This window comes from Liquorilactobacillus sicerae (genome assembly GCF_029916425.1).
In the GTDB taxonomy this organism is placed as follows: Bacteria; Bacillota; Bacilli; order Lactobacillales; family Lactobacillaceae; genus Liquorilactobacillus; species Liquorilactobacillus sicerae.
Map to the genome: position 1 here is coordinate 83,528 of NZ_JAHAVQ010000003.1, position 14,277 is coordinate 97,804.

Consider the following 14,277-nt stretch of genomic DNA (forward strand, 5'->3'; position numbering starts at 1 on the left):
CTTTAATTAAGTTCTTTGGAAGTGGCGACTGATAAATTTCCGCAATTCTTCTAACAAAAAAATTGGAATCGGGATAGCTATTAAAAATAACCATTCCTTAACGCCAATTGCGGTGGTGTTAAAGACTCCTTGTAAAAATGGTAAATAAATCAAAATACTTAATAACAAGATTTCAAAAATGATTCCAATCCAGATTTGGTGATTACTGAAGAGACCAATCTTGAAAACTGATGTATTTTCTGTCCGACAATTTAAAACTGCGGCAATCTGACAAAAAACAATGGCAGCTAAAGTCATGGTCGTTGCTTCAAGATAGACTGAACCGCTAGCAGCTAAAGCTTTGCCTGGCCAGCCAGAAACATAATTTGTATAGAAATAAGCAAAGGTCGAAATCAAACTGGCTAACAATCCGTACCAGCCAAAAGCCTTCCAAATCAAAGACTTCTTTAAAAGATGGGCTTGGCGAGAACGTGGCGGCTTTTGCATCACATCTGGCTCGGCTCTTTCCGCACCTAAGCCTAAAGCCGGCAACATATCTGTTCCTAAATCAACCGTTAAGATCTGCATAACTGTCAAAGGCAATGGAATCAGCCCACCGCTGAAGAGAAACAACACGGAAGGAAAAGCTTCTGGTACATTGGAATTCAAAATATACAGCAAAAACTTTTGAATATTGCTGTAAACTGCTCGCCCCTCTTCAATGGCAGCAACAATCGAAGCAAAGTTATCATCGGTCAGAATCATATCCGCGGCATCTTTAGCAACATCTGTCCCTAATTTCCCCATCGCAACGCCAATATCTGCCTTTTTTAAGGCTGGCGCATCATTGACGCCATCGCCGGTTGAAGCAACAACTTGACCACACTGCTGCAAAGTCAAAACGATTCGATATTTATGTTCTGGCGCAACGCGGGCAAAAATTACATCGCCCTTTAAAACTTCTTTTAACTGTGCTGCTGACATTTTCTCCAGCTGTTCACCAGTAACAACTTGCGGATTTGGTCCAGTGATTCCAATCTTGACTGCAACGGCTTTAGCTGTCAGTGGTCTGTCACCGGTCACCATAATAATTTTAATTTTAGCTTGATGGCATTTTTTGACTGCTTGGTACACTTCTGGCCGCGGCGGATCCATCATGACAGCCAAACCGACAAAAATCAAATCGCTTTCAGCTTCAGCTAAATCCACTTGTTGAGAGCTAGGGATTTTTTTATATGACAGACATAACGACCGCAATCCGCTCGCTGCATACTGAGCATTAGCCGCTAAGATCCGTTGCCGCAACTCGGCCGTTAACGCTTTGACTTGGCCATTTTCTTGAATTTGACTGCACAGTGGCAGTGTTTCACTCAAAGCACCCTTGACTAGTACTAACTGCTGCTTTGAATCCAGCTGATGAACAGTCGACATCCTCTTCCTGATTGAATCAAAGGGAAAGGTTTGAAGCTTGGGCAATTTTTCAGCTAGTTGTTGTAAATCTAAATGGGACTTTAAGGCGGCAATCAATAACGCCCTTTCAGTCGGTGTCCCCAAAGTCTGCTTTTGCTGACTGGAATTAGTTTGTAACTTAGCCTCATTATCTAAAACCATAACTTCGAGCATTTTCTGCAAATCTGGATCTTTCAAATCAGCCGGCTGCTGATCTAACATGATCTGACCATTGACTTCATAACCTTCTCCTGTTATCTGATAATCGTGTTCTGGAGTCCAAAGATGATTGATCGTCATCTGATTTTGGGTCAGCGTCCCAGTTTTATCAGAACAAATCACCGTTGCTTCACCCAAGGTTTCAATACTGTTGAGTTCCTTGACCAAAGCGTGTTTTTGAGCCATTCGCCGAACTCCTTGTGCTAAAGACAGAGTAACAGTTGGCAATAAGCCTTCGGGAATAAATGCAACGATCATCCCTAAAGCAAAGATGAAGGCCTGCGCTGGCGGATAATGTACAAAGAAAATTGAAGCTACGAAAAAAGCTGCCCCAATCGAAAGTGAAATGATCGACAACTGCTTGGTCAGCCGGTTTAATTCTAATTGTAATGGACTGACATTCTTTTTTTGTTGATGAGTCAACTGAGCAATCTTGCCAAATTCAGTTTTCATCCCAGTTGCAAAAACAATTGCTTTAGCCGAACCATTGACAGCCGAAGTACCCGCATAAACTAAATTATTAGCTGATAATTGATCAGAATCTGAACCTTGATATACGGCATTCTTAGTTGCCGGCACCGATTCGCCAGTCAATGCTGATTCATCGATCTGCAAGGAATTAGTTTCCAGCAAACGTGCATCTGCCGGAATTGCATCGCCAGCATTCAATAAAAACACATCACCAACAACTATCTGACTAGCATCAATTTGCTGTTGCTTGCCATCACGAATGACTTGCGTATAATTTGGCAGCATTTTAAGCATTGAATCGGTCGCCTTTTGAGCAGCGTGCTGTTGATAGTAGCTAAATAAGCCATTGATCAGATTAACACACCAAATTGCAATTCCCAATTCAGTTGTGCCCGAAAAAAATGCGATTAATCCGCTGACCCACAATAGACAAGCCATTAAACTAACAAAGTTTTTTAAAAAGACTTGCCATTCAGGTTGACGCTTAATCTTTTGAATCGTATTTAAACCATTTTGTTGTAATCTATCAGCAGCAACTTGCGCCGTCAAACCAATCGGACTTGAAGAAAATTCTTGATATAATTCCGCAAGATCCTTTTGTGCATATATTTGAGCTTTTTTTTGATCCTCTTCCATCTCAAATCACTTCTTCCTACAGACACTTATGTCAAACTTTATTGCGGCAAATTATTCTAAATAAATTTTCCGTAATAAATCAAGATCACCTTCACTCAGCTGCATGGTTGTTTTTAAGTACTGATTGACCGTACCATATTTTTCAACAATAGCTGTTTGAACCTGGTCTAATTCCTCACCCAAAACCGAAAACGAAGCATTCATTCGATTAATAAACTCGGCTGCGTTTTTGTTTTTCAACTTTTTTCTCAATTGATCCCGATCACCAGCGGAGTATACAATATTGGTCAATAAATAATCTTGCCGGATTATTTGATAATCTACTCCTAAAGCTGAAAGAATCAAAAAACTAGCAATTCCAGTCCGATCCTTACCGGCTGCGCAATGAAACAGCAGTGAATGTTTCGCCTGATCATTAGCCAAAAGATCCTTAAACAAGCAGCGAAAGGCCAATTGTGAATGGGAATTAAAAACCATCAGTTGATAAGGATCAGTTTCCAGTGCCGACTTGCTTTGAGCTTGAAGTTCAGCAAGCGGCAGATCACCATCATCTTCTTGATCATCAGTCGGATAAACCGGATAGGAACGAACAATGATTTGTTCTGGTACGTTGTCAGGTGCATAGCTTCTTTCACGCGGTGAGCGTAAATCAATATCATACTGCAAACCATAATGAGCCAGCTGAAAACGTCCGTAACCTGTAAGATGACTTAAGTCGCCGGCACGCAAGATTTTTTGCCAGCGGACAGTTTGACCGTCCTGGGTCGGATATCCACCCAATTCGCGTAAGTTAACGCTACCAGCAACTGGTAAAAGTCTTTCTGAATGCATGTTGATCATCTCCTTGCTTCAAAGTTATTGTAAATCTTTTAGGCGCAAAAACAAATAGTTATTATTTTTTTGAGATATTCTTTACAGAATGAATTATGAATCATATAAATTTTTCCATCTAAAAATTGGATTTTTTATATTCATCGTCTTTCTGCTTGATAATTTTTTATAATTAAAAGCAGGACCAATATTAAAAATAATATCAGCTCTGCTTTCTTGTTAAGCTTTTTTTATTTTTTTATACTAACATCATCCAACGGTATCAACTTTGTATGATTTTTTAACTTGTAGCCTAAAAACAAAATTAAGAATATCGGTATGCAAGAGTAAGTAATTAGAAGCTCATACCAATTAAAATCAATCGTCAATTCAATTCCTTTTTCTAAAATAATCAACACGCAAATCAGAGTCGACAAAATCGGTCCTAAAGGAAAAAACTTAGCACGATATTTTAAGCTACTTAGTGGTATATTTTTTTTCTTTAGGATCATTCTAAAGCGCAAATGTGAGATAGAAATTCCTAACCATGCGATAAATCCCGTTAAACCACTAGCTGTAACTAAGAAATCATAAATTCCTACTTCAAAAAAATTCATCAAGAAGATTAATAACCCGATAAATGTTGTCACAAATAAAGCTAAACTTGGTATACCCTGCTTATTTGTCTTTATGAAAATTGATAACGCTCCTTTATGATATGAAAGTGAGTAAAGCATTCGAGTTGCTGCGTAAATACCAGAGTTAGCTGATGATAAAACTGATATTAAAATTACAAAGTTCATTATACTTGCTGCTGAATTTAAGCCAGATTGTTTAAAGACCAATGTAAATGGGCTTATTGCAATATCTTTAGTACTCGATCCAAGTAAGAACGGACTATCATACGGAATTAAACATGAAATCACAAAAATTGATAAGATGTAAAATAATAATATTCTCCAGAAGATTTGCTTGGTTGCTTTAGGTATGCTTTCTTCTGGATTAGCTGATTCACCAGCCGTTATCCCGATAAGTTCCGTTCCTTGAAACGAAAAGGCTGCTGTTGAAAAAGACCCTAGCATTGATAAAAGGCCTAAAAAGGGTGCCTTTTTATAAGTGAAATTTTTCAAACCTGTAAATGGCTGCCCTAATTTTCCAAAAATCATTAGGAAACCTAAAAATATAAAAATAAGTATAACCAAAATTTTAATCAGTGATAACCAATACTCAGTTTCTGCAAAAGAACGAGCAGAAATAATATTGATAAAAAACATAACAGCTAAAGCCAGTAAACTAAAAATCCAGGTGGGACTATTGGGTAACCAGAACTTGATTATTATGCTGACGGTAGTAATATCAACTGCCAAAGTTATTACCCAATTAAGCCAATAATTCCACCCCAAAGCAAATCCTAATGCAGGATCAACAAACTTTCCAGCATAAGATGCAAATGATCCACTAATAGGCATATACGTGGCCATTTCACCAAGACTAGTCATCAAGAAATAGACCATAATGCCAACTGTGATATACGCGACTAAAGCCCCACCTGGCCCTGCAGAACTAATTGTAAGACCGCTAGCAACGAATAATCCAGTTCCAATGCTTCCTCCTAAAGCAATCATAGATAAGTGCCTTGTCTTTAAAACTCGTTTAACCTGATTTTTGCTTTTATCATTTTGAACCGCGTTTTCTTTTTTCATTTTCAGATACACCCTCTAATAATTTATTAAACTTACTAGATGCAAGGGCTATCTTAATCAAACCAAATATTCAATTCATTAATAGCATTTTGCTTAGTATCAGAAGTATGAATGAAATTATGCATCTTATCGCCGCCATATAATGATAAATGTCCTCTAATAGTCTCAGGTTGCGCTAAATTAGGGTCGGTGTTTCCTGCTAATTTATGCAATTCATCAATTACATTATCACCAGAGACCTTTAATACAATTATTGGGCCAGATAACATATAATTAAGTAGGTCTTTAAAAAATGTTTTGTTCTTCAAGTTTTTATAATGATCGGTTAATTGATTTTCAGATGCATAAATCATCTTCATATCTTCGATGTTAAATGGAGTATTTTCGATTACTTCGATGATTTCTCCAATTAATTTTTTTTCAATACTATCTGGCTTTATAATTACGCAAGACTGTTGATATTCTTTCATAATTCGTTACTTCCCATGAGTATTATTATTGAATTATTAAGTCAGAAAAAGTTATTTTAAACTTGCATCAATATGATCCTCAAATAACTTTTCTACAAAAATAGCGTCCTCGATGCTTGAACTAATGATCATAATTGTATCATAACCAGCAACGCTGCCTGTAACTTCAGGAACCTCTAAACTATCCAGCAACGCAGTCAAAACATTGGCAAAATTAGGAACTGTATGGATAACATTTATATATTCGATTCTTTGTACGTTATAAACGTACTGGTTAACTGTTTCATAGAACTTCCAAACCATATTTTCTTTAGATACTTGTGCTTGAGCATAGTAAATTAGACCATTATCGTCTCTTTTCTTTACTATATTTAGAGATCGAATGTCTCTCGATATGGTTGCTTGAGTTACTTCTACGCCATTTTCCTTTAACTGTTCGATCAATTCTTGTTGCGTAGAGATTTTATTTTTATTAATTAGAAGTTGGATTAATTTTCTTCTTTTATCATTTTCCAAATTAATTGCCCCCTAATTAAAAAGTGATTTTTCCAACTATTATTTGATAGAATGCAGCTATTGCACATAGAACTATGAGAACTGCAATTCCCAGTTCAGTTTTACTAAACGCCTTTTCAGCTTTGTTATCTTTCTTTTGTAATTGATAGTAAAAAATTATTCCCGGTGCAAAAAGTAATGTTGTTAAAAGTAAATATTTTAACCCGGCTGCATAAATTAACCAGCACGCATAAACACTTGCAACCACGCCAATAACTATATTTTTTTGTTTTCCTTCAACATTATTATCCTCACTCAACGAAAATTTTAGCTGGTAAAAACCTGAAAAAGCATATGGAATTAATATTGCAGAACTTGCAAGAGAATAGAAGAAATTGTAAGCTCGACTTGAAATTAGAAAAGTAAAGAAGAAAACTTGAATTAAAACATTTGTTACTAATAGTGAATTAATCGGTGCTCCATTTTTATTCTCTTTAGCAAAGAATTTTGGAAATGTTCCATTTTTGGCTGCTTCATAAGGTAACTGCCCTGCAAACATTGTCCATGACAGCCAGGCACCGACCACTGAAATAATTAAGCCTAGATTAACCAAAACTGCTCCCCATTTACCGACAACTGACTCTAATAAGTATGCCATTGAAGGTTGACGCAACTTCGATAATTCAGATCCATTCATTACACCTAATGACAGCAAAGTAACTAACATGTAAATCAAGATAACAGTAATAATTCCAAAAATAGTTGCTTTCCCGACATCTGATCTTTTTTTGGCTTGGCCTGAAAACAATACTGCTCCTTCAATCCCAATAAAGACCCAAACAGTTACAAGCATTGTGCTTTTAACTTGAGACATGACCGGTTTTAATTCAAAATTGTGAGACACTGTTCCCCAAAAGTCTGATGTGAAAATGCCTAATTTAAAAGAAATCAGCATGATTACTAGAAAAACTCCAATTGGAATCAATTTAGCAACCGTTAAAATTGTATTTATAAAAGAAGCTGATTGTATGCCTTGCAGAATCAAAAAATGACAGATCCACAGTATTAAAGAAGCTGCTATAATTGAATAAATGTTTTGACCACTTCCAAATACTGGGAAAAAATAGCCAACAGAACTCATTAGTAATGTTGCATATCCAACATTTCCTAACCATGCAGAAATCCAGTAACCCCACGCTGAATTAAATCCCATATATTTTCCAAAACCAGCTTCCGCATAACTATAAATTCCAGCGTCTAAATCAGGACGTTTCATATTTAAGTTTTGAAAACTCAAAGCTAATGAAATCATGCCAATTGCTGTAATAATCCAGCCAATTATTTGTGATCCAGCTGAAGCAGATCTTGACATGTCACTCATAAGATTAAATATTCCACCACCAATAATTGATCCAACAACTAGACCAATTAATTCAATCAAATTAAGTTTTTTTACTTCCACAACTTTCGACCTCCTTTAAAAAAAGGGGAATCATATTAAAAGTACGATACTAACTTTCTTGATCCCCCTTTTTTTATGCTATTTTGAAATGATTGTGCCTACTCCTTTTTCAAGCAGTTGTTTAACATTGTCGAGAGAAGTAATTATCGCTTTTCCATCTGTTTGCTCAACAAACTCAATGGCTGCATTGACCTTAGGCAACATGCTTCCCTTAGCAAACTGATTTTCAGAAATGTAGCGTTTTAATTCATTAACAGTTACATCAGTTAATTTCAATTGATTTGGTTTGTTAAAGTTTACATATACATAATCAACTGCTGTCAAAATAATCAGTTCGTCTGCTTCAATATTCTCTGCCAATTTTGCAGCACCGTAATCCTTATCTATCACAGCTTCTTGGCCGATGAAGTTGCCATCAGCATCTTTTGAAACTGGAATTCCACCACCACCAGCAGCAATTGGAATTAAGTTGTCTTTAAGCATTGCGGAAACAGCTGGATATTCAATTACTTCCTTAGGGATTGGAGACGGAACTACACGTCGATACCCTCGCCCAGCATCTTCAACAAAAATATAATCAGGATGCTTTTCTTGCTCTTGTTTTGCTTCCTCTTTCTGATAAAAAGGACCAATTGGCTTTGAAGGGTTTTTGAAAGCTGGGTCATCCGCTGAGACTTCAGTTTGAGTAATTATAGTCGCAGCCTTTTTATGAATGCCTTCTTTTTCCAAAACCTCATTAAATGCCTGCTGCATCCAGTACCCAATACTACCTTCTGTCATGGCACCAATTGTATCTAAGGGCATCACTGGATTCTTTGCTGTGCTTCCTGCAACCTGCTGAAGCAACAAATTACCAACTTGCGGGCCATTACCATGAGTAACTACTAATTGATGCCCTTGTTTAATAAATTCTACTAAAACATTAACAGTTTTTTTAATTGCTTCTTGTTGAGATTTTGCACTTGCATCCTTAGATAAAATTGCATTACCTCCTAGAGCAACAACAATTTTTTTCATAAAGAGAACCTTCTTTCAAACTTTTGTTTATTATTTGCCTAATGTAGCTACCATTACTGCTTTGATCGTATGCATTCTGTTTTCTGCTTCTTCAAAAACTACAGAATTCTTGCTTTCAAAAACTTCATCTGTAACTTCCATTTCACTTAAACCATACTGTTCGGCAATCTTCTTCCCAACTTCAGTTTCGGTATTATGAAATGCTGGCAAGCAATGTTCAAAAATTACATTTGGATTGTTAGTTTTATCCAGTACTGATCGGTTAACCTGATAAGGCTGCAACAAGTTGATTCTTTCTTTCCAAATGTTATCTGGTTCACCCATTGAAACCCAAACATCTGTATAAATAACATCAGCTTGATCGACGCCCTCAGCAATGTCATTAAATACTTTAATTTGAGCACCGGTCTTTTGAGCAATTTTATCAATTTTCGCTAAAAGCTCTGCTGATGGCTGCAGCTCTTTCGGACATACAACGTGATATGTCATTCCCATTTTAGCTGCACCGATCATCAAGGCATTTGAAACGTTATCACGTCCGTCACCTACAAAGGCAAACTTAACATCCTTGTAATCTTTCTTTAAAATCTCCTTAGCTGTCAGAAAATCAGCTAAGACCTGCGTTGGATGATCTTCATCAGTTAAGCCATTCCAAACCGGAACTCCAGAATATTCAGCTAATGTTTCAACTGTTCTTTGCGAAAATCCTCGATATTCAATTCCATCAAACATTCTTCCTAGAACACGTGCCGTATCCTTTGCCGATTCTTTGTGACCCATATGGCTTCCAGACGGTCCAAGATAAGTAACATGTGCCCCCTGATCATGAGCAGCTACTTCAAAAGAACAACGTGTTCTTGTTGAACTCTTTTCAAAAATCAAAGCAATATTTTTGCCTTCCAGCGTTGGCTGTTCTGTCCCGGTATATTTGGCTTTCTTTAAATTCTCCGCTAAATCGAGCAAGTATCTAATTTCTCTTGGTGTATAATCCATTAAAGTTAAATAATTTTTATTGCGTACATTAAACATATTCTTTTTCTCCTTTATTTAATTATTTTTTCAAATCTTCACAATAAATTGGCATTGACATACAACGTGGGCCACCATGTCCATGAAAAGCCATAAATGAATTTTCAAAAGCTTAGCGCAAATTATTAATTAAAAAGAATATTTCCTGTAAATAATCCATAAATTCCAGTTAAAGCCATAAGAGTTATTATTGACCAAGCACTTTTTTCAAATTTATCCCATTTCTCATTTCTTTCAATTTTGCCTTTCCAATATAGGGGTAAACCAGTTAGCCACACAATAGCTGCTAATAAAAGATATTTTAAACCTGCGCCATAAATCATAAACATTGAAAAAGAAACTGCTAATACTGCCCAAGCACCGGAACTAATCCTTTCAGTTCTTGTTTTGTTATTAAATCCCGTTCCCTTTATGGCACTCTTTAATGCATAAAGGGAAACCATCAAATAAGGAACTATTGAAAGTGAGGTTGAAAACTCCAACAAAACTCTATACCCTGCCGAATAGATACCAGCAACGATCATTAATACTTGAGTTATTCCCGCTGTCACAATCAACGAATTAATTGGTGCTTCATTTTTATTCAATCCATTTAACCATCTAGTACTTGATCCGCCACGACCAGCCAATCTTGTTTCTTCTGCACTTAAATTTACCCAAGCAATTAATGCCCCTAAGACCGAAATTATTAAGCAAATATTAATCAGCCATCCTCCCCATGAACCAACCATATGTTCCATTAACCCGGCCATTGAAGGATCATGCAAATTTGAAATTTCCTTGGGTACCATTAAGCCTAAAGACAAAATGCTTGTTCCAACTAGTAGCAAAATAACAACAGTTGCTCCAATTGTTGTGGCTTTAGCAACGTCTGATAACTTCTTTGCACGTGTAGCAAATATAGTCCCTGATTCAACACCTATCAAAGTCCACATAGCTGCTAATAAAACCGATTTACTCTGACTAAAAATAGATACATGTGTCCATTTACCTAAAGATGTATTATAAATTTGAGTAGAACTAAAATGTGCCATAAAGATATGTGGACTAAAATTTAGTAAGGCCAAAATAATAAACAATGCGATTGGAATTACTTTTGCGATAGTTGTTACATTATTTAACCAAGTCTCTGTTTTAACACCTTTAGATACCATAAAAACAACTATCCATAATAAAACCGATGATGTAATCACTGCAGCCCAGGTCGTACCATTACCGAAAAATCTAAATATCGTAAAGCTTCCAAATGCAGAAAATAAAACTGTTAGATAACTAGAATTCCCAATTGAATCTCCTGCACCATGTCCGTAAGCTGCTATAAAGCCACCCACATTACCAAACATATTTTTACTCCAACCATAGATACCATCATCAATCTCAGGCTGTTGTAATGTTAAATTTCGATAGACAAATACTAATGACAGCATTCCAATTGCTACGATTGTCCAACCAATTAAAATTCCTTCTGGATTAGCATTTTGAGTCATCGTTGCTGGCAATGCAAATATCCCTGAACCTATTGTTCCGCCAATTACTAAAGCTATTAAACCACCTAATCCAACTTTACTTTTTATTTCATCTTTCATAATTAAACATCTCTTTTATTTTGCGTCTAATTTTTAAAAAGATACTTTGTTAAAAAAGAAAATCAGTTTATAGTTACTGCCACCAAAGCGAATATTATTTGCCTAATGTAGCTACCATTACTGCTTTGATCGTATGCATTCTGTTTTCTGCTTCTTCAAAAACTACAGAATTCTTGCTTTCAAAAACTTCATCTGTAACTTCCATTTCACTTAAACCATACTGTTCGGCAATCTTCTTCCCAACTTCAGTTTCGGTATTATGAAATGCTGGCAAGCAATGTTCAAAAATTACATTTGGATTGTTAGTTTTATCCAGTACTGATCGGTTAACCTGATAAGGCTGCAACAAGTTGATTCTTTCTTTCCAAATGTTATCTGGTTCACCCATTGAAACCCAAACATCTGTATAAATAACATCAGCTTGATCGACGCCCTCAGCAATGTCATTAAATACTTTAATTTGAGCACCGGTCTTTTGAGCAATTTTATCAATTTTCGCTAAAAGCTCTGCTGATGGCTGCAGCTCTTTCGGACATACAACGTGATATGTCATTCCCATTTTAGCTGCACCGATCATCAAGGCATTTGAAACGTTATCACGTCCGTCACCTACAAAGGCAAACTTAACATCCTTGTAATCTTTCTTTAAAATCTCCTTAGCTGTCAGAAAATCAGCTAAGACCTGCGTTGGATGATCTTCATCAGTTAAGCCATTCCAAACCGGAACTCCAGAATATTCAGCTAATGTTTCAACTGTTCTTTGCGAAAATCCTCGATATTCAATTCCATCAAACATTCTTCCTAGAACACGTGCCGTATCCTTTGCCGATTCTTTGTGACCCATATGGCTTCCAGACGGTCCAAGATAAGTAACATGTGCCCCCTGATCATGAGCAGCTACTTCAAAAGAACAACGTGTTCTTGTTGAACTCTTTTCAAAAATCAAAGCAATATTTTTGCCTTCCAGCGTTGGCTGTTCTGTCCCGGTATATTTGGCTTTCTTTAAATTCTCCGCTAAATCGAGCAAGTACCTAATTTCTCTTGGTGTATAATCCATTAAAGTTAAATAATTCTTATTGCGTACATTAAACATATTCTTTTTCTCCTTTATTTAATTATTTTTTCAAATCTTCACGATAAATTGGCATTGACATACAACGTGGGCCACCACGTCCGCGTGATAATTCACTGGACTGAATTTCATGGACATGTAAGCCATGTTTTCTTAAAATGTCATTTGATACATAGTTACGATTATAAGTAACGACCTCTCCTGGAGCAATTGCTAATGTATTTGAGCCATCATTCCATTGTTCACGAGGAGCAACAATTGGATCACCGTTACCAGTTGGAATCAAATCTAAATCATCTAACTTAAGGGCTGCCTTCAAGACCTCTTTCAGATTACGTTCGTGTTTAACTGATACGCCTTGATCTTTAGGATGCATAACCCAAATATCAATCTGCTGATCTTGATTTAAAATTGCTGGATGCACTGTAAACTGATCGTAATTAATCATTGTAAATACCGTATCTAGATGCATCATTGCATGATTATGCGGGATCTTAATTGCTAGAACTGTATCGTATCCTGAATTTTTTGTGAACAGACTTTTAGCAATATCCTCAATTGCTTCTGCTGTCGTTCTTTGGGAAATACCAATTGCCAAAACATGATCATTTAAGACTAATTCATCACCACCTTCAATATGATTAAGATGATTCCGATCTCGCCAAACCTGGACACCTTTATTTGCAAACTTTGGATGGTTGGAAATAATATATTCCATAAATAACGACTCTCTTTGACGTGCCGCAAACGTCATCTTGTTAATGCTTAACTCATTTCCAATTGCAGCAGCTGGATCTCTTGTAAAGTACAAATTAGGCATTGGATCCATTAGAAAAGGATATGCTTTATCTCCAGATGCTTCTTTAAGATCTAGCGAACTTAGTTCAACTTCATCTTTTCGAACTCCTTCCATGATATGAGTAATCATTTCCAAATTACCCATATGACCTAAATATCCAAAAAGAACTTTCGCGGTTTCGCTTTCTTCCTTAAATCCAGACTCGGAGATCATCCGATTCAGGAAATCTTTTTTTACCTCAGAGTTAGTCAATGATTCTGAAACCAAATTATCTAAATACAAGACTTCGGTCCCATTAGCTTTTAGAACTTGTGCAAATTCATCATGTTCTTTTTGAGCTATCGGCAAGTAAGGAATATCATCGAATAGTAGCCGAGGCATTGTGTCCGGAGTTATGTTTTCAATCTCTTTACCCGGCCTCTTTAAAATAACAGCTTTCAGTTTACCAATTTCTGATTTAACATTTATCGGTTTAGACATTTTTCATCAACCTCCTGTATATTTTTATTACAATCATATGTTATTACCTTTGTGTAACCGCTGTCAACAGTTGATTTATTAGTATTTTAAGGCTGGACAAGCCTTTTATTTGCCCTGATGTATAAATTTTCATTATATACATTGGTATTTAAAATATAGTATACTTTATGAAAAATATGTATAAATTGATGAATAAAAAAAATATACCAATCATTAAAAAACAATTAGAATATTTAGTGAATTAATTTATCATTTTAAAAAATAAAAAAGCTTTTTCTAAATGAAATAGCTATCAAAATTCTTACTTTAAGAACTAATTCAAAAGTCTTAATTGAATTAGCGTTTAAAATACAGTAATAGTTGGGGAGATTGTAGTATATATCTATGGCAGTAATAAAAAAGCTTAATAACCTAGTCAAAAGTAAAAGAAGTTTCTGATACTGATTTTCAACAAGAAATCAGTCAAAATAAAACTGTTGATTTTAATTCCGTTGGGTATCCAACACATCAAATGATGAAGCCGATTTTAGTTCATTTATCGGAAAATTCTGAATTTGTGATAGTCAGTTTTAAATCATTCGATGTCGATCATCTCCCTAT

The 14,277-nt window shown here is 35.9% G+C and carries 11 protein-coding genes; all 11 read right to left on the minus strand.

Annotation, left to right across the window (positions count from 1 at the left end; all coding sequences use genetic code 11):
- Positions 1–6: 6 nt before the first annotated feature.
- The 11 genes from KH893_RS02570 to arcA all read right to left on the minus strand — a co-directional run bounded on the left by KH893_RS02570 (position 7) and on the right by arcA (position 13,677).
- On the minus strand, positions 7–2,754 hold the full coding sequence (locus KH893_RS02570; RefSeq protein ID WP_281164613.1) for a cation-translocating P-type ATPase: 2,748 nt from the start codon (positions 2,752–2,754) through the stop codon (positions 7–9).
- Positions 2,755–2,805: 51 nt separating this feature from the next.
- Entirely contained in the window at positions 2,806–3,585 is a 780-nt protein-coding gene (locus tag KH893_RS02575) for a tyrosine-protein phosphatase (protein WP_281164614.1), read from the minus strand.
- A 230-nt stretch (positions 3,586–3,815) separates the two neighbouring features.
- Positions 3,816–5,267, minus strand: coding sequence for an amino acid permease (locus tag KH893_RS02580; RefSeq protein ID WP_281164615.1), 1,452 nt, complete (start codon positions 5,265–5,267; stop codon positions 3,816–3,818).
- Between the two features lie 53 nt (positions 5,268–5,320).
- Entirely contained in the window at positions 5,321–5,737 is a 417-nt protein-coding gene (locus KH893_RS02585) for a nucleoside-diphosphate kinase (RefSeq protein WP_281164616.1), read from the minus strand.
- Between the two features lie 51 nt (positions 5,738–5,788).
- Entirely contained in the window at positions 5,789–6,253 is a 465-nt protein-coding gene (locus tag KH893_RS02590; protein ID WP_281164617.1) for an arginine repressor, read from the minus strand.
- 16 nt (positions 6,254–6,269) lie between these two features.
- Positions 6,270–7,694: an arginine-ornithine antiporter gene (gene arcD, locus KH893_RS02595; RefSeq protein WP_281164618.1), complete on the minus strand. Its 1,425-nt coding sequence runs from the start codon at positions 7,692–7,694 to the stop codon at positions 6,270–6,272.
- A 78-nt stretch (positions 7,695–7,772) separates the two neighbouring features.
- Positions 7,773–8,711, minus strand: coding sequence for a carbamate kinase (gene arcC, locus KH893_RS02600; RefSeq protein ID WP_281164619.1), 939 nt, complete (start codon positions 8,709–8,711; stop codon positions 7,773–7,775).
- A 30-nt stretch (positions 8,712–8,741) separates the two neighbouring features.
- On the minus strand, positions 8,742–9,740 hold the full coding sequence (argF, locus tag KH893_RS02605) for an ornithine carbamoyltransferase (RefSeq protein ID WP_281164620.1): 999 nt from the start codon (positions 9,738–9,740) through the stop codon (positions 8,742–8,744).
- Positions 9,741–9,865: 125 nt separating this feature from the next.
- Positions 9,866–11,326, minus strand: a complete 1,461-nt coding sequence (locus KH893_RS02610) for an amino acid permease (protein WP_281164621.1) — start codon at positions 11,324–11,326, stop codon at positions 9,866–9,868.
- 94 nt (positions 11,327–11,420) lie between these two features.
- Positions 11,421–12,419: an ornithine carbamoyltransferase gene (gene argF / locus KH893_RS02615; protein WP_281164620.1), complete on the minus strand. Its 999-nt coding sequence runs from the start codon at positions 12,417–12,419 to the stop codon at positions 11,421–11,423.
- Positions 12,420–12,441: 22 nt separating this feature from the next.
- Complete coding sequence (gene arcA, locus KH893_RS02620; protein WP_281164622.1) at positions 12,442–13,677, minus strand: arginine deiminase; 1,236 nt, start codon at positions 13,675–13,677, stop codon at positions 12,442–12,444.
- Between the last annotated feature and the right edge of the window lie 600 nt (positions 13,678–14,277).

Bases quoted from the DNA above. Each gene is read 5' to 3' on its own strand.
- KH893_RS02570 (WP_281164613.1), bottom strand. From the start codon at position 2,754: ATGGAAGAGGATCAAAAAAAAGCTCAAATATATGCACAAAAGGATCTT.
- KH893_RS02610 (WP_281164621.1), bottom strand. From the start codon at position 11,326: ATGAAAGATGAAATAAAAAGTAAAGTTGGATTAGGTGGTTTAATAGCT.
- argF (WP_281164620.1), bottom strand. From the start codon at position 12,419: ATGTTTAATGTACGCAATAAGAATTATTTAACTTTAATGGATTATACA.
- KH893_RS02585 (WP_281164616.1), bottom strand. From the start codon at position 5,737: ATGAAAGAATATCAACAGTCTTGCGTAATTATAAAGCCAGATAGTATT.
- KH893_RS02575 (WP_281164614.1), bottom strand. From the start codon at position 3,585: ATGCATTCAGAAAGACTTTTACCAGTTGCTGGTAGCGTTAACTTACGC.
- arcA (WP_281164622.1), bottom strand. From the start codon at position 13,677: ATGTCTAAACCGATAAATGTTAAATCAGAAATTGGTAAACTGAAAGCT.
- argF (WP_281164620.1), bottom strand. From the start codon at position 9,740: ATGTTTAATGTACGCAATAAAAATTATTTAACTTTAATGGATTATACA.
- arcC (WP_281164619.1), bottom strand. From the start codon at position 8,711: ATGAAAAAAATTGTTGTTGCTCTAGGAGGTAATGCAATTTTATCTAAG.
- KH893_RS02580 (WP_281164615.1), bottom strand. From the start codon at position 5,267: ATGAAAAAAGAAAACGCGGTTCAAAATGATAAAAGCAAAAATCAGGTT.